This window comes from Euzebyales bacterium (assembly GCA_035461305.1).
Classification (GTDB): domain Bacteria; phylum Actinomycetota; class Nitriliruptoria; order Euzebyales; family JAHELV01; genus JAHELV01.
The window spans coordinates 1-24,440 of sequence record DATHVN010000064.1; the positions used below are offsets into that span (position 1 = coordinate 1).

21 protein-coding genes and 1 pseudogene are annotated in these 24,440 nt (G+C 70.1%); 9 read left to right on the plus strand and 13 right to left on the minus strand.

Annotated elements, in window-relative coordinates; all coding sequences use genetic code 11:
- The first annotated feature begins 326 nt into the window (after window positions 1-326).
- The 3 genes from VK923_06130 (at window position 327) to VK923_06140 (ending at window position 2,456) form a co-directional block, all read left to right on the plus strand.
- A complete protein-coding gene (locus VK923_06130; GenBank protein HSJ44242.1) occupies window positions 327-971 on the plus strand; it encodes an ABC transporter permease in 645 nt (214 codons plus the stop codon).
- 62 nt (window positions 972-1,033) lie between these two features.
- Window positions 1,034-1,906, plus strand: coding sequence for an ABC transporter permease (locus VK923_06135; protein HSJ44243.1), 873 nt, complete (start codon window positions 1,034-1,036; stop codon window positions 1,904-1,906).
- Between the two features lie 121 nt (window positions 1,907-2,027).
- The gene (locus tag VK923_06140) at window positions 2,028-2,456 is read left to right on the plus strand and encodes a GFA family protein (protein HSJ44244.1); all 429 of its coding nucleotides are present in this window, start codon (window positions 2,028-2,030) and stop codon (window positions 2,454-2,456) included.
- A 526-nt stretch (window positions 2,457-2,982) separates the two neighbouring features.
- Here VK923_06140 and VK923_06145 read toward each other — a convergent pair.
- Entirely contained in the window at window positions 2,983-3,117 is a 135-nt protein-coding gene (locus VK923_06145) for a hypothetical protein (protein HSJ44245.1), read from the minus strand.
- A 321-nt stretch (window positions 3,118-3,438) separates the two neighbouring features.
- On the opposite strand from VK923_06145, the gene VK923_06150 reads away from it, so the two are divergent.
- Window positions 3,439-3,918 (plus strand): GNAT family N-acetyltransferase, encoded by a 480-nt coding sequence (locus VK923_06150; protein ID HSJ44246.1) that lies wholly within the window; start codon window positions 3,439-3,441, stop codon window positions 3,916-3,918.
- A gap of 197 nt (window positions 3,919-4,115) precedes the next feature.
- Here the strand turns inward: VK923_06150 and VK923_06155 are convergent, their stop codons facing one another.
- The 7 genes from VK923_06155 to VK923_06185 all read right to left on the minus strand — a co-directional run bounded on the left by VK923_06155 (window position 4,116) and on the right by VK923_06185 (window position 12,933).
- Window positions 4,116-4,745, minus strand: coding sequence for a hypothetical protein (locus VK923_06155; protein HSJ44247.1), 630 nt, complete (start codon window positions 4,743-4,745; stop codon window positions 4,116-4,118).
- 394 nt (window positions 4,746-5,139) lie between these two features.
- The gene (locus VK923_06160) at window positions 5,140-6,015 is read right to left on the minus strand and encodes a carbohydrate ABC transporter permease (GenBank protein ID HSJ44248.1); all 876 of its coding nucleotides are present in this window, start codon (window positions 6,013-6,015) and stop codon (window positions 5,140-5,142) included.
- The gene (locus VK923_06165) at window positions 6,012-7,046 is read right to left on the minus strand and encodes a sugar ABC transporter permease (protein HSJ44249.1); all 1,035 of its coding nucleotides are present in this window, start codon (window positions 7,044-7,046) and stop codon (window positions 6,012-6,014) included. The genes VK923_06160 and VK923_06165 overlap by 4 nt, the downstream gene beginning before the upstream one ends.
- 6 nt (window positions 7,047-7,052) lie before the next feature.
- Window positions 7,053-8,453, minus strand: coding sequence for an extracellular solute-binding protein (locus VK923_06170; protein ID HSJ44250.1), 1,401 nt, complete (start codon window positions 8,451-8,453; stop codon window positions 7,053-7,055).
- 46 nt (window positions 8,454-8,499) lie between these two features.
- Entirely contained in the window at window positions 8,500-9,351 is an 852-nt protein-coding gene (locus VK923_06175; GenBank protein ID HSJ44251.1) for a sugar phosphate isomerase/epimerase family protein, read from the minus strand.
- Complete coding sequence (locus VK923_06180; GenBank protein ID HSJ44252.1) at window positions 9,348-10,367, minus strand: zinc-binding alcohol dehydrogenase; 1,020 nt, start codon at window positions 10,365-10,367, stop codon at window positions 9,348-9,350. Before VK923_06180 ends, VK923_06175 begins: the two co-directional genes overlap by 4 nt.
- A 1,363-nt stretch (window positions 10,368-11,730) precedes the next feature.
- Window positions 11,731-12,933 carry an MFS transporter gene (locus tag VK923_06185; GenBank protein ID HSJ44253.1) on the minus strand — a complete coding sequence of 401 codons (1,203 nt, stop codon included), beginning with the start codon at window positions 12,931-12,933 and terminating at the stop codon, window positions 11,731-11,733.
- A gap of 140 nt (window positions 12,934-13,073) precedes the next feature.
- Between VK923_06185 and VK923_06190 the strand changes: the two genes are divergently transcribed.
- Window positions 13,074-14,606 (plus strand): HD domain-containing phosphohydrolase, encoded by a 1,533-nt coding sequence (locus tag VK923_06190; protein HSJ44254.1) that lies wholly within the window; start codon window positions 13,074-13,076, stop codon window positions 14,604-14,606.
- A gap of 508 nt (window positions 14,607-15,114) precedes the next feature.
- On the opposite strand, the gene VK923_06195 is transcribed toward VK923_06190, so the two are convergent.
- Window positions 15,115-15,297 (minus strand): hypothetical protein, encoded by a 183-nt coding sequence (locus VK923_06195; GenBank protein ID HSJ44255.1) that lies wholly within the window; start codon window positions 15,295-15,297, stop codon window positions 15,115-15,117.
- 682 nt (window positions 15,298-15,979) lie between these two features.
- Between VK923_06195 and VK923_06200 the strand changes: the two genes are divergently transcribed.
- Window positions 15,980-16,300: a hypothetical protein gene (locus VK923_06200; protein HSJ44256.1), complete on the plus strand. Its 321-nt coding sequence runs from the start codon at window positions 15,980-15,982 to the stop codon at window positions 16,298-16,300.
- Window positions 16,301-16,830: 530 nt separating this feature from the next.
- On the opposite strand, the gene VK923_06205 is transcribed toward VK923_06200, so the two are convergent.
- Both VK923_06205 and VK923_06210 read right to left on the minus strand, forming a co-directional pair.
- Window positions 16,831-17,958 (minus strand): ABC transporter ATP-binding protein, encoded by a 1,128-nt coding sequence (locus VK923_06205; protein HSJ44257.1) that lies wholly within the window; start codon window positions 17,956-17,958, stop codon window positions 16,831-16,833.
- A 6-nt stretch (window positions 17,959-17,964) separates the two neighbouring features.
- Entirely contained in the window at window positions 17,965-19,341 is a 1,377-nt protein-coding gene (locus VK923_06210) for an aspartate aminotransferase family protein (protein HSJ44258.1), read from the minus strand.
- Window positions 19,342-19,387: 46 nt separating this feature from the next.
- On the opposite strand from VK923_06210, the gene VK923_06215 reads away from it, so the two are divergent.
- Entirely contained in the window at window positions 19,388-20,629 is a 1,242-nt protein-coding gene (locus VK923_06215; GenBank protein HSJ44259.1) for an MFS transporter, read from the plus strand.
- Here the strand turns inward: VK923_06215 and VK923_06220 are convergent.
- Both VK923_06220 and VK923_06225 read right to left on the minus strand, forming a co-directional pair.
- Window positions 20,578-21,756: an aromatic ring-hydroxylating dioxygenase subunit alpha gene (locus VK923_06220; protein HSJ44260.1), complete on the minus strand. Its 1,179-nt coding sequence runs from the start codon at window positions 21,754-21,756 to the stop codon at window positions 20,578-20,580. The genes VK923_06215 and VK923_06220 overlap by 52 nt on opposite strands.
- Before the next feature lie 50 nt (window positions 21,757-21,806).
- Window positions 21,807-23,407, minus strand: a pseudogene (locus VK923_06225) (amidohydrolase).
- 99 nt (window positions 23,408-23,506) lie between these two features.
- Here VK923_06225 and VK923_06230 point away from each other — a divergent pair.
- Together VK923_06230 and VK923_06235 are read left to right on the plus strand one after the other, a co-directional pair.
- A complete protein-coding gene (locus VK923_06230; GenBank protein HSJ44261.1) occupies window positions 23,507-23,860 on the plus strand; it encodes a hypothetical protein in 354 nt (117 codons plus the stop codon).
- Between the two features lie 40 nt (window positions 23,861-23,900).
- A partial coding sequence (locus tag VK923_06235) for a TetR/AcrR family transcriptional regulator C-terminal domain-containing protein (protein ID HSJ44262.1) occupies window positions 23,901-24,440 on the plus strand: 540 nt, incomplete at its 3' end.

The following is a 24,440-nucleotide window of genomic DNA, read 5'->3' on the forward strand; positions in this document are numbered from 1 at the left end:
TGGAAGCAGGCCTGGTCGATGGCCCAGGCTGGTGGCTGACGCGTCCGAGCGCCCGGCCCGGAGGCACCGGACGCGGGAGGGCACGGATCCGGGGTGGCTGTGGCAGGCGTTCGCCGCCCCGGGGCTGCTGTGGCTCGTCGCGCTGTTCATCGTGCCCTTCTACGCGATCCTCGCCGTCGCGATGGGCACGATCGACCCGCTGTTCGGGCTCGCCGAGCCCGTCTGGAACCCCGTGCAGTGGGATCCGACGACGTTCCTGCAGGTGCTGCGCGATCTGGGCCGGGGGGCGGCTGACGCCGATCTTCCTGCGCACCATCAGCTACGTCGTGATCGCGTCGGCGCTGTGCATCGCGATCGGCTACCCCGTCGCCTACTTCATCGCCCGCCGGGCCGGCCGCTGGAAGGTCGCGCTGCTGGTGCTGCTGATCCTGCCGTTCTGGATCAACTACATCATGCGGATGCTCGCATGGGTCAACCTGCTGTCGGTCGACGGCCTGGCCAACCAGGCGCTGGTGGGCCTGGGGGTGCTCAGCGCACCACAGGACTGGCTCGCCGGCCGCTCGTCCACCGTCGTGCTCGGCCTGGTGTACGGCTACATCCCATACTTCATCCTGCCGTTGTACGCGGCGCTGGATCGGATCGGCGAGGATCTGCTCGAGGCATCCCGGGACCTGGGCGCCAACCCGTTCTGGACCTTCACACGGGTCACGCTGCCGCTGTCATACCAGGGCATCCTCGCCGGGACGGTGCTCATCATGCTGCCGATGTTCGGGGACTACTACACGCCGAACCTGCTGTCGGGCTCGCCGCGGACGCGCATGATCGGCAACGAGATCGACCAGTTCATCAGCTCCGAAATCGGAGGGACCGAGGGCGCCGCGCTCACCGTGGTGCTGATGGCCTTCGTCGGCCTGCTGATGAGCTACTACCTCATCAGCGTGGCGCGCGAGACCAGGCGGGCGGCCCGATGACCGCCGAGACGCAGGTACGGCCCGCAAGGGAAACGACGACGCGTTCGTCACTGACGCGGCGGATGCGAGGGTGGCTGGCGAACCCCTGGGGTCAGCCGCGCTGGCTCGCGGCGTTCACGGTCGCGTACCTGGTGTGGGCGCTGGCGCCTGTGCTGATCGCGATCCAGTTCTCGTTCAACGCGGGGCGGTCGCGCAGCGCCTGGCAGGGCTTCTCGCTGCGGTGGTATGTGACCGACCCCGCGCTGTCGGTGGTCAACGACCCGTCGCTGCGGGCGGCGCTGAGCCAGAGCCTGAAGATCGCGGTGCTGACCATGCTGATCGCCACCCCGATCGGCGTGGGCCTGGCGATCGGGCTGGCGCGGTGGCTCGGGCGGGGATCGCGGGCTGCCAACACGCTGATGCTGTTCCCGCTGATCACGCCCGAGATCGTGATGGGCGTGGCTCTGTTCCTCGTGTTCACCAACCTGTTCCGCTTCGTCGACCTCGGCACCCCCGCCCAGCTGCTCGGACACGTCACGTTCACGATCAGCTACGTCGTGGTCGTGCTGCGCGGCCGGCTGTTCGCCGTGACCGCCCAGTTCGAGGAGGCTGCGATGGACCTCGGTGCGTCCCGGTGGCAGGCGATGCGGTTGGTGCTGCTGCCGCTGCTGATGCCCGCGATCTACGCCAGCCTCGCACCGGTCTTCGCGATCTCGATCGACGACTTCGTGATCTCGGCGTTCCTGTCCGCCGGCCAGGACTCGATCACGTTGCCCGTGCGCCTGTACAGCAGCACACGCCTGGGGCCAACGCCCGCCCTCAACGCCTTGGCGACGATCCTGCTCGTGATCACGTTGGTCGCCGTGATCGGCGCCGGCCTCGCCCTGCGCCGCAGCCGTCGGCGCTCCGGCGAGCACGGCTCCGCCGTGGAGGACCTGGCCCAGTTCGACATGTGACCGCGGGGTCCACGGTTGCCGCGTGGAAGTGACCGGACCGATACTTCGTGGGCCGGTCACTGGAGGATCGGCTCCGCCGGTGAAGGCTGCTGGCGGGAGGACCCGGCAGACGGAGCCCACGATGGACCACACGGGACGGTGCGAGTGCGGCGGCGTGCGCTACCGCGTGACCGGTCCGATGCGGCCGGTCGTCAACTGCCACTGCGGGCGTTGCCGGCGCATCACCGGCCACTTCATGGCGGCGACGGGCTGCGCCGACGAGCACCTGCAGCTCGAGGTGGACGAGACCCTGCGCTGGTACGAACCGGCGTCCGGGGTCTTCTACGGCTTCTGCGGCACATGCGGCTCAACGTTGTTCTGGCGCTCCGACGGCAACCCCGGCTGGACGTCGATCGCCGCGGGCCCGCTGGACCAGCCGACGGGCCTGCGGACCCAGGCGGCGTGGTGGACGGCCGAGGCGGCCGACTACCACGACCTGGACCAGTCGATCACCCACTACGAGCACGAGTCCGGTCACGTCGGCTTCGATGCCGGTGGCCGCGCTCCGTAACGCTCCGGTAGCGTCACGCCCATACCGTCGGCTCCTCCAGCACGGACGAAGGTGGACAGCGGTGAGCGAACGGGCCGGCGTGGCTGGCGGGCCTCTACCTGGAGCTCGGTGCGACCATCGACTACGACCCCGTTAACCCCCTACGGCTATCGCGAGTACAGCGCGCGTGACCCTCGAGGGTGGTCTGTGGTCGTTCATGCAGCCGCTCGACTGAGCCGGGGGCGATCAGAGGCCCTCGGGCGTGACGGTGCCGGCGGCGGGGCCGCTGCCCGATGCCGCACCGCCGCATCGCATGCCCCGGTGAGCGCGCGACCTCCCGCGCGGTCGGCCAGCACCACAGCCCGTCGTCGGCTGCGACGCCGATCAGCCTCGCGAGCTGCGTCGCCGACCGACTCGCCTCGACCCGCTGCACGAGCGCGCCGAGCACCGCGCGGCCGAAGGCCTCACTACCCGCGGCATGACCGACAGCCGCGCTGGGCTCAGCCGGCCCCACGGTGCAGCGGCTCATGACCGGCCGTCGCCGTCGTCAGGTCCCGTCGTCGTGCGCACCGATCCACGCCAGTGCCTGGCCGAGCGCAGCGTCACGGACGTCGGTCGGGGTCGCGACGGGACCCCGTACCTGCACCGTGACGAGCGCACCGTGCAGCGTGGCGGTGAACACCAACGGTCCCTCGGGCCCAGGCTCGGCACGCCGCATGACACCGGCGCGCGGACGGTCCGCCACCACGCCGCGTCGACCACCATCGACCAGCGCACGACGTCCACAGGATCGGACATCGCCACCGTGGCGCTTGCCGCACGATCGTGTCCCAGCCGGGCGACGACGTGGCAGGCATGCGCGCAGTGTGCCGCGACGTGCATCAGCGGGACGGCGGTCCCTGATGCACGCCCGAGGATCGCCCGGGCAGGTGTCGGCCTTCGATAGCCTCGCGCTGCGCCGCTCTGCAGACGGCGATGACGTCCGCGTTCGCGGAGAGGAACCATGGCCACGCTGCGACCCTTCACGTCACGGGATCTCGAGGCGATCCTCGAGCTTTCGATCCGGGCCTGGGAGCCTGTCTTCCACTCCCTCGAGCAGGTGCTGGGCTCGAAGATCTTGCGTCGCATGCATCCTGATTGGCGAGCCGATCAACGCCGGACGGTCAAGGATGCATGCAGCTCGACGGACGTGTCGGTGTGGGTGGCGGACTCCGACGGTGACGTCGTCGGCTTCGTCGGCACCAGGACCGACGACGAGGCCCGTCTCGGCGAGGTCTACATCGTGGCCGTCGACCCAGCGCATCAGCGCTCCGGTGTCGGGGCGGCGCTGATGGAGTTGGCGCTCGAGCAGCTCGCCTATGCCGGGATGACCGTGGCCATGGTCGAAACGGGCGGAGATCCGGGGCATGCGGCTGCCCGTGACCTCTACGAGCACGTCGGGTTCACGCTCCTGCCGGTCGCGCGCTACTTCAAGGCGCTCTGACAGCGGCACCGACGCGACCACGCCGGAGGCGCGACCTCGAGGGCGGCCGACGTCGCGCCATCGCCGTCGCAGCCGTCGCTGTTGTCGTCATCCGATCCCGGTCCACTTCGGTGTACGCCCTCGAACAACGCTGTCATCCACCGCTGCGACCAGCTGACGCCGTGCGAGCCGTTCCCCGCAGTCCCGTTGCTCTCGGGTCAGCGTGCCTGCAGCGCGTCCATCCCGACTGCGATCGCCAGGATCAGCCGACGGTCCACCGAGCGGTCGGGATCCCCACTCATGTCGATCGTGTAGACGTCCCGCAGCTTGCCGATGTGCCGGCGGTGGGACCCCAGCACGGTTCCGTTCCGTTGGAACGTGAAGTGATACGGGATCGGAAGCCAGTCCGCGACGTCGTCAACGTACGGGACGAATTGGACGGCTCGGCGAAACAAGGCAACCGGCAGGCTCTGCTCCGCCGCCGCAGCGACCTCCACCCCGTTGGCGTCGTACAGTCGGTACGCCGAGCGCAGCAGGCTCGCTCCGAAGACCTTCTGGATCTCTCCGATCTTGCTCCCGTCGGCGGCCGTGACGTCGTAGCGTGCGCGGGGATCGAACCGCTGGCGGGCCTTGATGCGCATGAGCTCGATCGAGCGGCTGTCGTCCGCATAGAAGCGGATGTCTTCTTTGAATGTGAACCGTTTCTGACGGACGAAGCAGAAGGGTGGCCCGGGTTCGTCGCCGCCGCCTTGCGGCAGGGAGAATTCGTACTCGTTGACGACCGGCCGGAACCGCTGGCGCAGGAGGAAGCGGTCGTGCTCGTTCGGGTCGATGAGTGGGGTGCTCATGGAACAGCCTTGACTGACGTGACCTGGAGGCATCGTTCTGCCCGAGACAACGAGTCTCGAACCCCGCATGCCGCTCGCGGATCTCACCGGCCGGCGCGGAAGCGTGCATCAGTCATGTCGCCGGGCCGACTGCGTGGCCGTCGTCGCATGACCGCGGGCCGGTGGCCATCCACAACGGAACCAGACCCCACACGCGCCCAGCGGTGACGTCGTAGTTGTGGAGCAGCTCTGACAGCCACTGTCGAGTGACCCATGTATGCGGTGAGCAACACCAGCAGCGTGACCGTGGACAGCTGATGGGCACGCAATTCGCCGAGGTCGTTGATGGCCGCTTCGCGCAGAAACGCGTTGGCGACACCCATCCTCGCCGGACACAGCCACGCGTCCGCCTCACTCAGCCTTTGACGCTGCCTGCGGTGAGCCCCTCGACCAGCCAGCGCTCGGCGACGAAGAAGAGCAGGATGACCGGAAGCGAGATCACGACGGCGCCCGCCATCAGCACGGTGCGTGGGATCTCCTGGTTGTCGAGCTGCTGCAGTCCCAGCGGCAGCGTCCACAACTCCGGGGACTGGGTGAGGAACAGCAGCGCGTAGAGGAACTCGTTCCAGGCGATCATGAACACGTACAGCGCGACGGCCGCGAGCGCCGGCGCCGCGAGCGGCAGCACGATGCGCCAGATGACCTCCAGGCGCGAGCAGCCGTCGATCAGCGCCGACTCCTCGACCTCCACGGGCACCGTGATGAAGTAGCTGCGCAGCATGTACAGCGCGACCGGGATGGTCTGCGCCAGGTAGACGATGGTCAGGCCGACGAGGGAGTCCCGCAGCCCGATGGCGCTGAACACCACGAACAGCGGGATCGCCATCACGATGGCCGGAAATAGGTAGACGAGCACCATGCCCATGTTGATGGTGCGCTTGCCGAAGAAGCGCAGCCGTGCTGCGGCGTAGGCGGCCAGCGTGCCTGCGCCGACCGTGATGACGACCGTTGCGAGGGCGACGGCCGCACTGTTGCGCAACAGCAGCAGGAAGCCGCGTCCACCCTGGTCGGCGGGCCTGAGCACATCGCGGTACGTCTCGAGGGACGACAGCTCCGCGAACGAGGGGAAGAATTCCGACGGGTTGCGCAGCACCTCGGCGATGTCCTTGAACGACAGCGAGATCATGTACAGCAGCGGAAACGCGGTGATCGCGACGAAGAAGGCGATGCTGCCCCACTTGAGGACGGCGAGGAACCAGTACTCGGCGTTGTGGCGGCGGACCGATCTCACACCGACTCCTCCGCGGGCACGAACCTGAAGTACAGCAGCAGCAGCACGGCGAGGACGATCGCGAGGACGATGGACAGTGCCGACGCCGCACCGATGTCACTACGTCCGAACAGGTACTCGAAGATCTGCACGCTGACGACCTGCGTGCCACCGGCGCCGCCGGTCAGCAGGTAGATCTCGTCGAACGTGTTGAACGTCCAGATGAACCGCAGCAGGAACAGCACGGCGAAGACGCCCCGCAGCTGCGGCAGGGTGATGTAGATGAAGCTCTGCACGGTGGTCGCGCCATCGACCTCCGCGGCTTCGTACAGCTCGGCGGGCAACGCCTGGAGCCGCGCGAGGATGAACAGGAAGGCGAACGGGAAGCTCCGCCATCCTTCGAACAGGATGACCATCGTGAACGCCGCCGGCAGACCGAGCTCCAACCCGAAGACCTCGAGCTCGAAGCTGCGACTGGTCAGGAAGTCGACGCTGCCCGTGTTGAACACCGACTGGATCCACGAGTTCAGGATGCCGAGCTGCGGGTTGAGCATGGTCCGCCAGAGCAGCGCCGCGGCCACGACCGGCACCACGTACGGGAACAGGATCAGCCCGCGCACGAGCGAACGTCCCGGGAAGGCACGCTGCACTACCATCGCGGCCCACAGACCGAGCAGGATGGACACGCTGGTGCCCACCACGGCATAGATCAGCGTCGTCCGCAGCAGCTCCAAGAAGTCGCGGTCACCGACGACCTCTTCGTAGTTGTCGAGCGAGAAGTCGAGCGTCAGCGGACTGAACTCCCGCAGCTCGATCAGCCGCAGCTCGCGGAACGACAAGGCGATGTTCCACAGCACCGGCAGCAGGACGAGCCCCAGCACGATGAGGACGCCCGGAGCGACCAGCGCGAATGCCAACCGTTGCTCGCGCTGGCGCATGGTCGTCTCGCGACCGGCGGGACGGGGTGTGGAGGGAGCGGGGCCGGGTTCGGCCAGCGCCACCTCCGGCGCCGCCCGGACCTCGTCCCGCTCCCCGCTCGGCCGGTCGGCCATCGCTCGCTACTCGACCTCGGAGGCGATCTCCTCCGCAGCTTGCTGCGGTGATAGGCCGCCGTCGATGACCTCCCCGAGGGTCTGGGGGACCGCGAGCGTCTCGTACAAGGTCGACACCTGCTGGCCGCCGCCTTGCCCGATGCCCCAGCGGTCGAAGTTGTTGACGCCCTCCTGCAGCCGGTCGACCACGTCCTCGCCGTAGAACTCGCTCAGCGGCGCCTTGGTGTCGACGCCGGCCTCGAGGTCCTGCCACTCGGTGACGAAGGCCTCCGGGTCGTCCGCCGTCCCCAGCCGCATCGGGAACTTGCCCTCAGGGGCGATGGACAGCCAGTCCACATAGCCGTCGTTGAGCAGGTAGGTGATGAACTCCTTGGCGGACTCGACGTCGGCGTCCGCGCCGATGCCGAAGTACGACACCTGGCCGTACTGCGCCGGCTCGGCACCGCCGCCGCTGAGCGCCCCCACCAGGCCAGAGTTCTCGGCCAAAAATGCGGGGTTGTCCTCACACTCGGGGCACGTCGGTAGGGCGTCGTCGCGCAGTCCGGCCATCTCGTCGAGGATGAACGGCGACCAGATGATCATCGCGGCCTCGCCCGCGAAGTAGGTCGCACGGGTGGTGTCGACGGTCTGCGCGCCGCCAGGGCTGAAGTCGTTGACCAGCGTCGAGTAGAACTCGATCGCCTCGGCGCACTCCGGCGAGTTGAGCGCGACCTCGCCGCTGTCGTCGAGCATCCGGCAGCCGTTCGCCAGCGCGAGTGCCTCGAAGGTCTGCTGCGTGAAGACGTCCGCGGGATCCGTCGCCAACGTGATGCCGGTCATGTTGTTGTCGGGATCGTGCAGCGCCTCCGCCGCGGCGAGGATCCGCTCGAAGGTGTCGGGCGGCTCCAGGCCCGCCTCCTCGAACAGATCGCTGCGGTAGACGAGCAGCTGTCCCCAGCCGTCGGACGGGACCGACACGACCTCGTCGTCGACGGTCGCGAGGTCGAGGGCGGGGGTCGAGAACGTGTCCCGACCGAGCTCCTCCACGAGCTCGTTGGCCGGCGCGGGGTCGATCAGACCCTCCTCGGCCCAGCCGGCGGCGAAGTCGAGCCCGTGGAACACGACGTCGGGTAGATCACCCGACGCGGCGTTGGCGATCATCAGGTTCGCGAGCTCGTCCTCGGCGACGGGGTTGAGCTGGACCTCGATGCCGGACTCCTCGGTGAACGCGGCGATGAGGTCACGCTGGATGGCGACCCGTTCGGGGAGGTCCTCGGTGGTCCAGAACGAGATGGGGCCGCCCCCGCCCCCACCGCCGCCAGCGGCCTCGGAGCCGCCGTCCTCGCCGCCGTCATCGCCGCCGCCACACCCTGCGGCGACGATGATCATGAGTGTGAAGAGCAGCGCAGATGCGCGAAGACGGCCCATCGGTAACTCCCCTTGGCGGGTCAGTCGATCACGGGCTATGCGGATCCTACTGCATCCCCCTGGACGAACAAGATGGCATCGTGTGCCCCTCCGATGGTCCACGCGGCGCATGCCGGCGCACGAACGTGGCGACCTCGGGCAGCACCTCCCGGGGATCGCCGTCGATCCCGCACTCCATGGCGAGCCAGCCGTCGTAGCCGATGTCGTCGAGGGCAGCGAGGATGCCGGCGAAGTCGAGATGGCCCGCACCGGGCTGCAGACGGTTGCTGTCGCCGATCTGCACGTGGGTCAGCAGCGCCCCGGCATCCCTGATGGCCTGCGCCGTGTCGGCCTCCTCGATGTTCATGTGGTAGAGGTCGCCGACGATCTGCACGGCCGCGCTGCCGGTCGCGCGGGCGAGGTCGGCCGCCTGTTCCAGACGGTTGACCATGTGGTCCTCGTAGCGGTTCAGCGGCTCGAGCCACACCACGACACCTTCACGTTCCGCGTGCTCCCCCAGCCGGGTCAAGCCGTCGAGGAGCACCTGACGGTCCTCCGCGGCGGATCTGGGCGGCTCGAACGGCGGCAGTCGACGCGAGAACATGCCCCACGAGGCAGGCGTCATCGCACCGGTGCCGTCGATCTCGCCCATCACCGACAGCAATGACAGCATCTGCTCGACGGCGTCGCGGCGACGGTCGGCATCGAAGTCGCCGATGAAGTGGTCGGTTGCCGGGCAGACCGACGGCATGACCACGCCGGCGCGCCGGGCGGCGCGCAGCTCGGGCAGGCGCTGTCGGAAACGGAAGCCGTCCTCGCCGCGCAGCTCGATGCCGTCGAAGCCGTGTCGGCGGCAGAAGTCCCACCTGGCGATGAGCGTGTCACCCGGGATGTGCTGTTCCTGGCACGCGAGCTTCATTCAGCGCCCCCGTCGTCGAAATCGAGGATCACCTGCAGCACCTCGGGGTCGGCGCTGTCGAGCAGTGCGAACGCCTCATCGGCGCGCTCGATCGGAAGGACGTGGCTGATGAGCGCCTCGGCTTCAAGCTCGCGTCTGCCAAGGAGGTCGATCACAGTGGCTTCGAGCCGATCGCGGGACCAGCGGTGCGCGAGATCGGGACGGATCCCTGAGATCTGCGAGCAGACGATCGCGATGCGGTTGTGGTGGAACTCCTCACCCAGCCGCAGGCCGACGCCCTCGCCCTGCAGGAACCCCGAGCACACGACCCGCGAGTTGTACGCGGTCGCGCGCACCGCCTCGTGCAGGCCGGCGTACGAGCCGGTCAGCTCGATCGACACGTCCGCACCGCGGCCGCCCGTGAGACGTCGAATGCTCGTCGCGGCGTCACCCTCGTTGACGTCGACGCAGTGGTCCGCGCCGAGCTCCGCGGCGAGCGCCAGCCGCCGCGGCACTCGATCGACCACGATCACCCGCCCACCGCTGAGGCGCGCAAGCTGCGCCGCCAGCAGACCGGGTACGCCCGCGCCGAAGACAGCGACGTGCTCACCGAGCTGGATGTCACCGTCGATCACCGCGTTCAGCGCGACGGCGCCGATGCGGGCGAAGACCCCCAGGCGTGCCGGAACACCTTCCGGGAGCAGTCGCTGCGCCATCGCGTCGGCGTCGAGCACCACGGAGCTTCGGTGGCTCCACGCGCCCCACACGACGGTGCCGACGGCCACCACATCGACGTCGGGACCGACCGCGTCGACGCGACCCACCTCCTGGTAGCCCCACGTGTCCAGCGGGTACGTCAGTGGCGGCACCCCGTCGACGAACACGCGGTGTGCGCCGTCCCACCGGCGCTCGAGGTAGGGGTTCGTGCCGCGGTACTGGGTCAGCTCCGTGCCCGCCGAGATCCCCGACAGCGCGGTGCGCACGCGGACCTGCCCCGCCGCGGGCTGCGCATCGGGATACTCCGCGACGGTCACCACGCCAGGCGCATCGAGCCGGACGACGCGGCCCAAGGATCTGCCTTTCGTCGGTGCGGCCCACACGCTACGTGGCCCCTGTTGGGACGGCCAGCGATGTGGCTTCGAGCCCCATGCATGGGCGGCTCGCCGTCGGCTACCGTCACCGCTGACGGTAGCGGGAGGTGGCAGATGAACGGACCCCGATTCACCGACGGACGGGTTCCGGATGCCGGGATCCGACGGTTGTTCACGCTCGAGCACCCCTGGCAACGCTGGCTCGACGTCGAGGGCGCGCTGGCGGCGGCACAGGCCGACGTCGGCATGGTGCCGCACGCGGCGGCAGCGGCGATCGGTGCAGCGGCACATCTCGAACGCTTGGACGTCGATTGCATCCACGGCGAGATCGCCGAGACGAGCCATCCGCTGATGGCCTTGATCGCAAAGCTCGCTCTCGCGCCACGTGATCCGCCTCCCTCGGGCCGCGGACCACGCGTCCCGGGCGACGACCGGTGGGGCGGCCGGAACCTTCGCAGGACTCGGGTCGGACGGGCCCGCGGTGCAGGCGGGCGTGGCGCGCCGCCTCGGCCTCACGCCCATGACCGTGCCCGCCCGCAGCATCGCCGACCCGTTCGCCGAGCACGTCTGCGCGCTCGGGATGCTCGCCTCGACCAGCGGCCGGAGCGCGCGCGACGTCGCCCTGTTGATGACGACGGAGGTCGGCGAGGTCCGGGAGCCGCAACCACCTGCGACCGTCGGCAGCTCGACGATGCCACACAAACGCAACCCACAGCTGTCCCAGGACGTGATCGCGATCGCCGCGCAGATCCGTGCGCTCGTGCCGCTCGCACTCGAGGCGATGCTGCAGAACCACGAGGGCGAGGGCGCGGGCACCGCGATCATGGACGACGTGCTTGCGAGCGCGTGCATCCCCAGCGGCGACACGCTGACCCGGCTCGTCGTCATCCTCGGCGGATTGAAGCTGGACACGGACCGGATGCGTCGCAACCTCGAGAGCACCGACGGCCTCGTCAGCTCGGAGGCGGTGATGCTGGGGTTGGGCAGGTTGATCGGACGGCAGCACGCCCACGACGTCGTGTCCGAGGCCGCCACCGCGGTCAGGCGCGACGGACGCCGTTTCGCCGATGCACTGGGCGCCGACCCCAGATTCGCCCCCCACCTGGACGCCACGGCCATCGCCGCGCTCCCGACCCATTGCACCACACCGGTCGAAGCAGCGAGATCGCGCGCAACGGGGCCGCACTCGCCCGGACGCTGGCGGCACGACTCCGACGTTGACCCGGCAATCCAACAGCACTCGCCAGCTCAAGCTGACGTGTGCTGTGGGACCGCGACCGCGACCACGTGGGTGCGGGTGGACCGCTCGTCACGTCACGCGCGGTTGACCGAGCCTGGTCGCGACGACGAACACCAGCCCTGCGACCGCGACCATGGCGCCGGCGAGGAAGGTACCGGGCCGTCCGAGCCCCGCCGCGACGAAGCCCAGCGCCGCCGGACCAAGCCCGAGCGCCAGATCGAGGAAGGCCGACGTCGTGCCGATCACCGAGCCACGCTCCTGCGGTGTGACGCGCTCGACCGCGAGGGCGAACACCGACGGAGTGAGCAGGGCGATCCCCATACCCAGGACCACCGCGCCGACCATGAGCCCGGTAGGCGCACGCCACGCGCCGGCCACCGCGAGCCCGATCGCGGACAACGCCAGCGCGAGACGCGTCGCGCGCGCTGCGCCGAGCACGTCGGGGATGCGGGCGCCGACGCTGCGGATCGCGACGACGACGCCGGCGAAGACCAGCAGGACCAGTCGTGACCCGCTCATTCCCAGGTCGAGCGCATACAGCGGCACGAAGGCCAGGAAGCCGGCCATCCCGAGGATGCTCGCGAGGAGCACCACGCCCGGCACGATGCCCGCGGGATGCACGAGGCGGTGCCGACCCGCCGGTCCGGCCTCGTCCGGGGACGGAGAGGGCGAGCCTGTCTCCGGGGTCGAGAGCACCACGGCGAGGGCGACGAACCCGGCGCCGGCGGCGAGCAGCCACGCTCCCGTGTAGCCGAGCCGCTCGATCGCGAGCTCGCCGAGCAGCGGCCCCGTGCCGATGCCGATGTACAGCGACAACGATGCCAGGCTCATCGCCTCACCGCGGCGTTGCGGCGGCGCCATGTCGGTGAACGCGGTGACCATGCCCACGAAGAAGAACGCCTCGCCCGCACCGGTGAGCAGGCGCAGCCCCGCGAGCGTCGCCGGATCGGAGCTGAGGCCGTAGCCGAGGACCGAGACGGCGAACAGACTGGCCCCGATGAGCATGAGCGGCTTGCGGCCCCGCCGGTCGCCGAGGCCGCCCACCCATGGGCGCAGGAAGAACGCCGACACGCTGAACGCGCCGACGACCATGCCGACCGCGATGTTGCCGGCGCCGAGCGGGCCCGCGACGAAGCGCGGCACCGCCGCGATGAGGATCCCGTCGCCGGTGAAGTAGGCGAGCGCGGCGACCGCGACCGCGACGAACCGTGGCGTCACGAGGGCAGTCGTCGCTGGTGGATCCGTCGGCCGCCCGAGCAGTGTCTGGGTCATTGCCTTCTCCTCGACTCGTCGTGTGAGCTCAGCGTGCATCTCGACGGCCGGGGACAGCATCGGTAGACCTGCCCACTCCGCTGATGGTCGAGGACGCCGACGTCTGCGATCCTGACCACGGTCGAGGTGAAGGATCCGTGGTGTCCGAGGATGTGCGGCTGGCCGACCTCCTCGCCGCGCTGTCGATCGTGACCGACCTCGGCATGGGTCAGGAGCCGGAGAAGGCGGTGCGGGCATGCCTCATCGCCACGCACCTAGGTCGCGCCATGGACCTGCCCGAACGCGACGTGCAGGACGTGTACTACTGCACGCTCATGCAGCACCTCGGCTGCACGGCGCCCGCACACGAGATGACCTACCTGTTCGGGGACGACCTCACCGTCCTGCCCCGGGCCGAACGCACCGATGAGCGCAACCCGCGTGAGGCCCTGGCGCTCATGGCGCAGGTGGGCAGGGATACGGGTGCGCGGCGGATCGGTCACGTCGCCCGCATGATCAGGGCGGGTCGCAAGGGCAACGTGCAGATCCTCCGATCGGTCTGTGAGGTGGGCGCACGCCTGGCGGAGCGCCTCGGACTCAGCGCGGCCGTCCGGCAGGGCCTGTCCCACGCCGTCGAGACGTGGGATGGCAGACACGGCGCCTACGGGCTCTCTGGGGACGACATCGCGCTGGCGGCACGGTTCAGCACGGTAGCGACCCAGGCGGTGATCTTCGACCGGCTCGGTGGTCCCGACGCCGCAGTGGAGATGGCACGGCAGCGGGCCGGCGCCTGGTTCGATCCGGCGGTGGCCGACACGTTCGTCCGCGTCGGCGCGGACATCCTGGACTCCCTCGCCGCGGCAGACGTGTGGGTCGCGGTGACCGCCAGGGAACCGGAGCCGGTCCGCCGCCTGCCCGCAGCACGCCTGGACGAGGTGGCCGGAGCGTTCGCTGACATGGTGGACCTCAAGACCCCGTTCACACTCGGCCACTCGACGGGCGTGGCGGAGCTTGCGAGCAGCACGGCGAAGCAGGTGGGGCTCGGCGTGGACGACGTGGAACGTGTTCGGCGGGCGGCACTCCTGCACGACCTCGGGCGGGTGGCCGTTCCGACCGCCGTGTGGGAGAAGCCGGGCCCGCTCACCACGAGTCAGTGGGAACGGGTCCGGCTCCACCCCTACCACAGCGAGCGGATCCTGGCCCGCTCGCCCGTGCTCGAACCCCTCGCCCGCATCGCGGGGCGTCACCACGAGCGACAGGACGGCTCGGGTTACCACCGCGGCGCTGCGGGGACAGAGATCCCGGTGGAGGCACGCCTGCTGGCCGTGGCGGACGCCTTCCAGGCGATGACCCAGTCACGTCCGCACCGTCGGGCGGTGACGACTGAGGAGGCGGCGAGGGCGATCGAGTCGTCCGCGGCGGCCGGCGAGTTCGACCTCGAGTGCGCCCGCGCGGTCGTCGCCGCGGCCGGCGAGCGCCCCTCACGAACCCGCTGGCCGGAAGGGCTGTCCGATCGCGAGGTCGAGGTGCTGCGCCTCGTCGCCGGTGGCCTGTCGAACCGTGAGGTGGCGGGCGAGCTGCACATCTCACGGCGCACGGCCGAGCACCACGTGCAGCACATCTACGCCAAGATCGGCGTCTCCACCCGAGCGGCCGCCGCCCTGTTCGCCATGGAGCACGGACTCCTGCGGTGAAGCCTCGCCCGCGGCGCGAGCTCCTGCGTTCTCGGACGCAACAGCTACCGGCGGATTGAGAGGCCTTCGGGTGAACCGTTCGCTGGGATTCCCCTCCTGAATCGATGAGTCCAGCGGCCTGGTCGCTCATGACAGATGCAGAGCACCGACGATGAGGCGAGGAGTACCACGGTGACGACCAATTGGACGACCCAGGCGACGGGCACCGGCGAGTACGCCGACGTCAACGGCCCGTGCAGCAGGATCATCGGGCGCCCGGCGCCGTGGATGCTCATCGTCGCCGCCGATGCCGACATGGCACCGCCAGGGCCACTACGTCGAGGTCTTCAAGCTGCTCGACGGTGGCCTGCGCGACGGCGGCTGGATGGGCGAGAACCGGCCGAAGGGCGGACACGCGCTCGCGATCCTGCCCGGCCAGACGCACTACGACATTTCAGCTCGCCGCTCTTCGCTGCGACCACGTTCGCCTTCCTCGACGGATAGCAGACCAGGGCGGTCGGGCCTCGCCCTAGCTCCGGCGGGGTCCCGTCACGGCGATGATGAGGCCGACCACGGTCGTGGCCGGCCCGATCACGGCCCAGATGGTCGCGCCCGTCATGAAGCTGCCGCCGATCACGCCGAGTCCCTGCAGCGTCCAGACGACACCGACCACCGCAAGCGCAGCGCCGAGCACGATCCGTCCGGTGGCCATGGCGCCTCTCTGGAGCAGGTGGCACGCAGCCTACCGGGCTCGCGCGTCAGTCCGGTTTGCGGCCACAGTGGCAATGCACCGCTACCGGCCGCAGCCGCCGAGCGCGCATACCAGCCGTCCTCACCGACCGCATGTCATTCGAGCGAACGATCGTGTGACGATCTCGCCTGCCGGCTCGTACGCACCGATCACGACGCCGGTTGTGGAGACCGTGCTGGCGACGAGCTTCGACCCGGGAGGGGATGCTGCCCTCCGAGAAGCAGGCTTGCCAGACCCGATGACGAGGGGGAACACCCACAGGCGGTACTGGCAGACCCGTCTCCCATTCAGAGTGGGTGGGCTCCGCATCCTGGGGGTACCCAAGGGGTCCCGTGAGATCCGCATGACCCGAAACCAATGTCGCCGGGACGGATCTTGCCGGTTGAACATGCATGCCCGCTGTCACGCGCGGGGGCGGAGTCAGCGACAGCGTGTCGCGGAGGCGGTGACCACACACCCTTCAACCATTCGAGCAGTCAGTTCAGCCTAGGAACAGCCGAACGACACGGCTCGTACAGGCGGTATCGATCTCGATTGCAGCGGGGGTCGTATCGCGTGGCCAGGAGGTCGCTCTGGTTGCACACTTGAAGGCCGCATGGTGCGACCTTCTCCGGCCCCCAGGGGCTGCACGAGGAGCAATCACATGAACACCAGCCAAGTCCATGAGGTACGCGAGGTCGACGACGGCTCGCAGGTCGATTCGCGCACTCCTCCACGAGCATCGTCAGCGTCATCCACGACCGGGCTCGCCCTCCGTCGGGTGACGATCGGCGTGCTGGCACTGCTGCTGATCGCTGTTGTCACCGTCGTCGTCACCTGGGTGGCCTCGAACACAGCGGTCGAACCGCGAGCGACGGAGGACTCGCAGCTGCTCGACCGCAGCCTCCGCGCCCGCGACACGGTCGCCGCGACCACCCAGCAGGACACACTGCACGACCGCAGCCTCCGCGCCCGCGACAGCTGAGCAGCGGCGCACGCCCCGCAGGTTCGACCTGCGGGGCGTGGTGCGGAGTACATCGAGACGGGCATCCTGCTCTTGTCGTCGGACTGCTCGCACTCGCCGTTCCGGTCCACCGCATCGGTCAACAGGGCTGAAGCGATCCTTTCGATCGCCCCCGTACGCACGGGCTCGGAGCCTCGGTGTCGGACTCACGTCACATCAGACAGATCAACGGCCGCACGACGCTCCATGTCGTCGAGCGTGACCCTCCCCGGATGGAACGTCAGCGCGCATCGGTCGACCTACCATCCGATGCGAGGATGAGTGACCGGACCGGCACCGACCGCACCGATCGCGTACGTGGACGCGCCCGTCAGGAGGAACCGGCATGGAACTGGGCCCACAACTCGAGCAGGCACTGCGGGAGCTCATTGCGGCGTGGGACGACGCGAGCCGGGCGCCGCGTGACAACCAGCTGCGGCGACGGGCGCTCGAGCGGACAGCGACGTTCGCTGAGGCCCCGACGGGACCTGCCCGACGAGGCCCGGTGACCATCATGGGGAGACGGCGGCCGCGGTCTCCGTCTCGGTCTGGGTGCGTTCGACGGGCAGCGCGCGGAGAGCATCGGCAGGCAGGAGGACGCGCACGTCGGTGACGTTCGGCCACAGCTCCTCATGTCCCTGGTTGGGCACCAGCACCTGCACCTGGCGCCCGCCGGGCAGGCGCACCAGCACCTGGGTCACCGCACCCTGGAACACCGACCGGTGCACGACTCCGCGAAGGCTGTTCTCGCGCGTCGCGGCGCCATCATGCGCTTCGAGCGTGACGCGCTCCGGGCGGATGGCCAGCTTGACGGGACCCTTGAGATCATGCCCGGCCGCCGACGCCCGCAGCTCCAGATCACCGACGCGGACACGGGACCGTCCGTCCTGGTCGGCACCCAACGCCTCGGCGTCCAGCAGGTTCGCCGCACCGAGGAAGTCGGCGACGAACGCGTGCTCTGGTGACTCGTAGACGTCGCGGGGCGTGCCGATCTGCCGGATGCTCCCCTGGTCCATCACGGCCAGGCGATCCGACATCGTCAGCGCCTCCTCCTGATCGTGGGTGACGTAAAGGAACGTGATGCCGACCCGCTCCTGCAGGGCCTTCAGCTCGACCTGCAGCAGCTTGCGCAGCTTGGCGTCGAGCGCGCCCAGCGGCTCGTCGAGGAGCAGGACCGACGGGTTGAGCACGAGCGCCCGGGCCAGCGCGACCCGCTGCTGCTGACCGCCGGACAGCTGCGCGGGCATCCGCCAGCCGAGGTCGCCGAGCTGGACGAGGTCGAGGGCCTCGCCGATGCGGCGTCGACGCTCGTCGTTTCCTGCGTCGGTGAACCGCAGCCCGAACCCGACGTTGTCATTGACCGACAGGTGCGGGAACAGCGCGTAGTGCTGGAACACCGTGTTGACCGGCCGCCGGTGGGGCGGGGTCGTCGACATGTCCACCTCCCCGACGCGGATCGCTCCTCCGTCGGGACGCTCGAACCCGGCGATCAACCGGAGGGTCGTCGTCTTGCCACAGCCCGAAGGCCCGAGCAGCGAGAAGAACTCGCCTGCGGCGATGTCGAGGTCGATGCCGTCGACCGCGACCACGCTGCGGAACCGCTTGACCAGTCCCTCCAGATGGACGCGTGCGGCAGGCATCGGCGGCTATCCCCGTAGCGCGGCCGCAAAGGCGGCGAAGTTGCACAGGAACCGGTCCGCGTCATCGTGGGAGTGCTGCACCGAAAGCGTCCACTGCTCGTCCTTGCCCCACGGCGGCAGGAACACACCGTTGTTGATCTGGAACAGCCAGTGCAGATGCGACAGCTGGTCGTCGATGCGCATGAAGTCACGATAGGTGCGGACCCGCTCCGAAGCGAACGTGATCGAGCCCTTGGCCCCGAAGCCCAGCGGGTAGGCGGGCAGGCCGTAGCGGTCGATCGTCGCCTGCGCCCCCTCGACCAACTGGTCGCGCAGGCTGTTGAGGTGCCGGTATGCCTCGGGTGTGGTCACCTCCGTCAGCATCGCCCGGGTCGAGGCCATCGTCAGCGGATTGCCGTTGAACGTCCCGACCTGCTCGTAGCGGCCGTCAGCGACGAAGGCCATGACTTCGGCGGTCCCGCCGATCGCGCCGCACGGCACACCACCGCCCATCGCCTTCGCGAGCGTGACGATGTCCGGTGTGACCCCGGACAGCTCCGTGACCCCACCGGCGGCGGTGGTCACCCCGGTCTTGACCTCGTCGAACGTCAGCAGCGCGTCGTGGGCGTGGACCACGTCCTTCAGGCCGGCCAGGTAGCCGTCATCGGGCGGGATGATGCCCGCGTTCATCATGATCGGCTCGACGATCATCCCTGCGATCTCGCCGGGGTGCTCGGCGAAGCCCCGCTCGACCGCGTCGAGATCGTTGAAGCCGACGATCGTGGTGAGCTCGGTCAACGCCGCGGGGATGCCGGTCCCCGCCGGTGCGCTGGTGGGCCGGGTGGCCGGACCGATCTCGTCGATCTCGTTGGCGACTGACACCATGACCGAGTCGTGGTGGCCGTGGTAGCAGCCCTCGACCTTCAGGATGCGGTCGCGGCCCGTGATGGCCCGCATCAGGTGGACCGCATCCATGGTCGCCTCGGTGCCCGAGTTGCCGAACCGCCACAGGGGCAGCCCCCACCGCCGCGCCAGCTCGGTCCCGACGGCGATCGCGTCGGGCGTCGGCTGGGCGAAGTGGGTGGCACGCGGGACGCGGCCGGTGATCGCCTCGACGATCGCTGGGTGGCCGTGCCCGGCAACGCCGACCCCGTAGCCGCCGTGCATGTCGACGTAGGTCCGGCCGTCGGCGTCGGTCATCGTCGAGCCGTCGCCGTGAGACAGCCAGATCATCTGTGGACGCGCGATCTGCCAGCTCGATGTCCCGCCGCCGGCAAGTACCGTTCGCGCTCTGGCCAGGAGCTCCGCCGACCGCGCCTGGCCGTCCAGGAAGATCCGTTCCTGCTCAGCGATCAACGTACTGATCGCTGCCTGTTCCGCGGTCGTCAGCGGCTCTGTCAACATCAGATCGGCTCCAACTTTGAACGGCCGTTCGATACGATACCCAGCGATGGCTCCGCATGGCAATGCCCGCACCACCGGCGGACCGGCACGGCGGGGCCGGCCGTCCCGCGGTGGCCTGCTCGCACTGGTGCTCGGCTACGCGGTCTACGGCGCGTTCTGGGGTGCGTGGGCGGTCGTGCTCGTCGAGTACCTGGACGTTCGCGACCTCACCCTCGCGGCAGTCGGCGGACTGTTCTCCGTGACGTCGGTCACCGCGATCGCGACGATGACGTTCGGCGGGAACCTGGCGGTCCGGTTGCCGCGCGCACCGGCTCTCGCGGCCGCGTTCGTGTTGGCGGGCGGCGCGAGCCTGGTCGTCGGCGTCACCACCGGTGTGTGGCTGGTGCCGGCCTTCGCGCTGCTCGGCGTCGGCATCGGCATGGTCGACGTGCTGGTCAACCTGGCCGGCGCGGAGATCGAGACCGCGACCGACCGCCCGGTGCTGCAACTCGTCCACGCCGGCTACGGTGCCGGCGGTGCGGCCGGAGCCCTGCTGGCAGCGCTCGCGACCACCGCTGGCTGGCGACCGGCGACGGTTCTCGCGACCGTCGGTGCCGGCCACATGCTCGCAGCCGCGATCATGGCCGCCCTGGTCCCCGATGTCCCCGCGTCCACCGAGGCTGCCCGTCCCTCGGGCCTCGCGCTCCGGGTGCTCCGCAAGCGTCCGGACCTGCAGATCGCCGCCGTGGTCGTGCTGTGCGCGTTCTTCGTCGAGGGCTCGATGGACGCATGGTCGGTGCTGTTCGTGCGGACGACCCTGCGGGGGCCGGTGCTCGGCGCGGCCGTGGCGTTCGCCTCGTTCGCGCTGGCGATCACGGCCGGTCGGCTGTTCGCCGCCCGGGTGCTGTTCCGGCTCGGCCGGCACCGGACGCTGCTGGTGTCAGGCGGCGGGTCGCTGGTGTCGGGCGCCGTCGTCGTGGGTGCTCCGACGGCCACCGTGGCCGGCGTCGCGTTCCTGGTCCTGGGCTTCTTCCTGTCTGTGGCGGCACCGGCGGCGTTCGGCATGGTCGGCGGCGATGCCGACGCGGGCCACGCGGTCGCGGCCGTGACGACGATCGGCTACGGCGGCTTCGTCGTCGGCCCGCCGCTGATGGGCTGGCTGGGCGACAGCTTCGGCCTGCGCATCGCCCTGCTCGCCCTCGTGGTCACCCCGGCGTGCATGCTCGCCGCGACCGTTGCCGGCGGGCGACGCGCACGTCAGGCGGCCGACGCGTCGGCGAGCACAGCGACGGACGTGCCGGCGAGGTAGGCGTTGGCGACCTGTTGGACGAACCGGTGCACTGAGCCCTCGTCCCCGCTGAAGGGCCCCTGCCTGTAGCCGAGGCCCGCGACACCGCGCTGCACGCCTTCACATGCCGCCCAGTCCTGCTGGTTGGTGATGTCCCAGAAGTCGACGGCGTACGAGGGATCGAAGTGGGGAAGGTCGAACGCCTCCGGGGGGAACAGCCAGCTGCAGGCCACCGCCGTGCGGTCCGGCGCCACCGGCCGAAGGAGGTGGGTCATGACGTAATCGGGGTGCACCGACAGCAACAGGTTCGGGAACACGCTGAGGTACCAGACGGTCGTGAGCAGGTCCGCGTCGAGCCCGGGGATCACGACGCCGCCGCTGCGCCCGTCCAGCGCCATGGTCTCGGCGCCGTCGAGCAGTTCCATGGTGCCGCCGCGCCACGCTCCGCAGGGGAGCATGTCGGTGACGCTGCGGGGCGAGCTGACCCGGCACAGCTCCGGCTGGATCTCATCGCAGTGGTAGCACTCGTGGTAGTTCTCGACCAGCAGCTTCCAGTTGGCCGCGACCTCGTAGTCGTGGGTCACGGCCGCGCGGACGCGCTCGAGGCGGTAGGGCTCGAGGATCGCGTCGAGGCCGTCGATCCAGCTCGCGAACGCCGGTGGATCGGGCGTCGCCGCCACGAACATCCACCCGCGCCACTCCGTGACGTCCAGCCCGACGAGGCCGTGCGACGGGTCGGTGCGGTCGAACCCGGGCGTCTCCCGCAGCCGTGGCCCGCCACGGAACCGCCCGTCCAGCGCATAGGTCCACGCGTGGTACGGGCACTGCAGCGTCATGCCGGAGCTGTCACCGAGTGCCACGACCTCGTGCCCCCGGTGGCGGCAGACGTTCGACAGCGCGTGCAGCACGCCGTCACCGTCGCGTGTCAGCAGGACCGGTTCGGCACCGACCGTCAGCGCGCGGCGATCGCCCACCCGCGCCAGCTCGTCGCTGCGGCCGACGCACACCCAGGACTGCGGCAGCAGGACCCGTTGCTCCCACAAGAACACCTCGTCGTCACGGTACGCGGCCCCCGGCAACGTGAGCGCCTGCTCGTGGGCGGCAGCACTGCGGGCGAGATCGGTCGGGTCCAGCACGGGCGCGGCCACCGGGACACCTCCTGACGAGACCTTCATCCTCGCAGCGGCTGAATGGCCGTTCAAGCCTGGTGCACGACCCTGCCGTCGACCATCGTCAGCACGACCCGCAGGTCCGCGGGCGCACGGGCGTGGAGCCCGAACAGCGGCCCGTCGAGCACGGCAAGGTCGGCGGCCATCCCGGGCGCGACCGCCCCCGTCGTGCGCTCGAGGTCCTGCACCCTCGCGCTGCCCCGGGTCGCCGCATGCAGCGCGGCGTCCAGGCTGATGCGCTGCTCGGGCAGGAACGGCGGCTGCGCCCGGTGCTCCGGGTCGATGCGGTCGACCGCCACCTCGATCCCCCACAAGGGGTCGGCCGTGGACACCGGCCAGTCGCTGCCGAACGCCAGCGTGGCCCCATGCGCCAGCAGGCTCGCCCAGGGGTACTGCAGGTCCGCCCGGGCGGGGCCCAGCACCGGCAGCGTCAGGTCGGTCATCTGTGGCTCGAGCTGCGCCCAGTACGGCTGGGCGTTGGCGATGACGCCGAGCTGCGCGAACCGCGGCAGGTCATCGGGCTGGACGACCTGCAGGTGCGCGACGGTGTGTCGTGCGCAGGTGCCGCCGGCCCGGCGAGCAGCTGCGAAGGCGTCGAGGGCATCGCGGACCGCCGCATCCCCGATCGCGTGCACGTGGACCTGGAAGGCGAGCGCGTCGAGGCGGGTCACCGCCTCGCACAGCAGCGCGGGGTCGACGTAGCGCAGGCCGCTGTTCGTCGTCGGCCTGCCGTCGAGATCCAGGTACGGATCGAGCATGGCGGCCGTGCCGTTCTCGATCACACCGTCCTGCATGATCTTGACCGTCGACGCCAACAGCCGGTCGCCGTGCGTGGCGTCGCGCTGCGCCACCAGGTCGTCGATCTGCTCCAGCCCGCGCTCGCGGTCCCACCACAGGGCGGCTGTGACCTTGGCGGTCAGCTCGCCGGCGTCGGACAGGGTCTGGTAGGCCCGCAGGTCGTCGGTCGTCACCCACGCGTCGCTCCACGCGGTGATGCCCAGCGCGTGCAGGTGGGCCTGCCCCGCCCGCAGGCCCGCAGCAAAGCGTTCGGGCCCGGCCAGGGGCAGATGCCGTCGGACCAGCTCCATCGCCCCCTCGTGCAGGGTCCCGGCCGGCGTCCCGCCGGGGTCACGCTCGATCCGGCCGTCGACCGGGTCACTCGTGGCCGCCGTCACCCCCGCCGCCTCCAACGCCCGCGTGTTGACCCAGGCACCGTGTCCGTCGGTGTGACCAGGAACACCGGCCGGTCGGGGACGACGGCATCGAGGTCCTCGCGCAGGGGCATGCCACCGGGGAAGTCGGGCATGTGCCAGCCTCCGCCCACGATCCAGGGCTCGTCGGGATTGGCCAGCGCGTAGGCCGAGACCGCCTCGATGCAGGCCCGGCGCCCGTCCGCCTCGGTCAGGTCGCACCCGAGCCGGCGCATGCCGCCGTGGATGGGATGGCAGTGCGCGTCCTGGAATCCGGGCACGATCGTGTGGCCGTCGAAGTCCATCACATCGGACGCAGATGTGCGCGCAGCTGGTGGTTCGCTGGTCACGGCCACGAGGCGGCCGCGGTCGACCACCACGGTGCCCGCATTGATCACCGGGCCCGCTCCGGTCCAGATCGAGGCCCCGGTCAGCAGCATGGGCGGATGCTACGGCACTGCGCAATGCTTGTCCTACCCGCTGGCGTTCGCGTCAAGGCCTCGGCGCTGGCGTCAAGAACGGCTCGACCGTCGTGTCCGATGTCCGCTCCGCTCGTCGGCACCGCCGAGCCGGGGCTTGTGAGGCTCCTCATCACGCCCGTGAGGTTCCTGCCGCTGCCGCAGGTCGCCCGCTTCGCCCGGGCAGCGTTCGTGCTCGGGGCGGCCGTCGTGGGCGCGGTGTCGACCTGGCTGTTCGGCACATTCGCGTCGGAGCCCCACTTCCCGAGCATCCCGGCGTGGGTCGAGCATCCGGAGCCGTGGCCGATCACCGGGCGCAAGCTGGCCGGCAACCTGGTGCTCGCCGGCGTGGTCGGCGGGCCGGTGATGATCCTCGTGCGCCAGAGCGCCGGCCCGCGCGCGCGGCATTGGTGCGGGCCGTGCTCCGGGCGCTGACCGTGTCGCGGCGGAGGTCAGACCGCGCGCTGCCAACCGACTGTGGCGCGACCGGGTGGAGATGGTCTTCACCGAGCTGCGAGCTGCGTACCTTCGTCACCCGAACGCGGCGACGCTGGTACAGACCGCGACCTCCGCGTCGCCTGCGTTGCTCGACCCCATTGAGGCGACGCTCGAGGCACTGGCGGACGCCGGACTGCCGACCGGCACGGCGCTGTCGGCGTGGACGGCGCTGGTCGCGTTCACCAACGGCCACGCGGGCTACCAGATCCATGGGCATCTCCTTGGCGGGACACGGGACGCCCTGGCGATCGATGACGACCGTTTCCCCCACGTCGCACGCGCGATCGCCGGCGACTTCGGCTGGGATCACGCGTTCAGGAAGGGCTCGGGGGGCTCATCGACGCGATCCAGCACGCCGCCACGCTCCGGCGCGAGCCGTCGCTGCCGACGGGCGTGCGCGAACGAACGTCGAGCCGCGGTCCGACGCCGTGACGCATCCGTCCTACGCCTGCGAGTGCCGACGCTGCGGTACGTCTTCGGTGCAGATCAACCCACCGGAGGCCGTCAAGGCCCCGTG

What these genes read in the sequence shown, in the direction of transcription:
- VK923_06150 (HSJ44246.1), top strand. Translation starts at nt 3,439, where the DNA reads ATGGCCACGCTGCGACCCTTCACGTCACGGGATCTCGAGGCGATCCTC.
- VK923_06205 (HSJ44257.1), bottom strand. Translation starts at nt 17,958, where the DNA reads ATGCCTGCCGCACGCGTCCATCTGGAGGGACTGGTCAAGCGGTTCCGC.
- VK923_06170 (HSJ44250.1), bottom strand. Translation starts at nt 8,453, where the DNA reads ATGGGCCGTCTTCGCGCATCTGCGCTGCTCTTCACACTCATGATCATC.
- VK923_06135 (HSJ44243.1), top strand. Translation starts at nt 1,034, where the DNA reads ATGCGAGGGTGGCTGGCGAACCCCTGGGGTCAGCCGCGCTGGCTCGCG.
- VK923_06185 (HSJ44253.1), bottom strand. Translation starts at nt 12,933, where the DNA reads ATGACCCAGACACTGCTCGGGCGGCCGACGGATCCACCAGCGACGACT.
- VK923_06210 (HSJ44258.1), bottom strand. Translation starts at nt 19,341, where the DNA reads ATGTTGACAGAGCCGCTGACGACCGCGGAACAGGCAGCGATCAGTACG.
- VK923_06155 (HSJ44247.1), bottom strand. Translation starts at nt 4,745, where the DNA reads ATGAGCACCCCACTCATCGACCCGAACGAGCACGACCGCTTCCTCCTG.
- VK923_06195 (HSJ44255.1), bottom strand. Translation starts at nt 15,297, where the DNA reads ATGGCCACCGGACGGATCGTGCTCGGCGCTGCGCTTGCGGTGGTCGGT.
- VK923_06215 (HSJ44259.1), top strand. Translation starts at nt 19,388, where the DNA reads ATGGCTCCGCATGGCAATGCCCGCACCACCGGCGGACCGGCACGGCGG.
- VK923_06175 (HSJ44251.1), bottom strand. Translation starts at nt 9,351, where the DNA reads ATGAAGCTCGCGTGCCAGGAACAGCACATCCCGGGTGACACGCTCATC.
- VK923_06165 (HSJ44249.1), bottom strand. Translation starts at nt 7,046, where the DNA reads ATGGCCGACCGGCCGAGCGGGGAGCGGGACGAGGTCCGGGCGGCGCCG.
- VK923_06200 (HSJ44256.1), top strand. Translation starts at nt 15,980, where the DNA reads ATGAACACCAGCCAAGTCCATGAGGTACGCGAGGTCGACGACGGCTCG.
- VK923_06230 (HSJ44261.1), top strand. Translation starts at nt 23,507, where the DNA reads ATGTCCGCTCCGCTCGTCGGCACCGCCGAGCCGGGGCTTGTGAGGCTC.
- VK923_06140 (HSJ44244.1), top strand. Translation starts at nt 2,028, where the DNA reads ATGGACCACACGGGACGGTGCGAGTGCGGCGGCGTGCGCTACCGCGTG.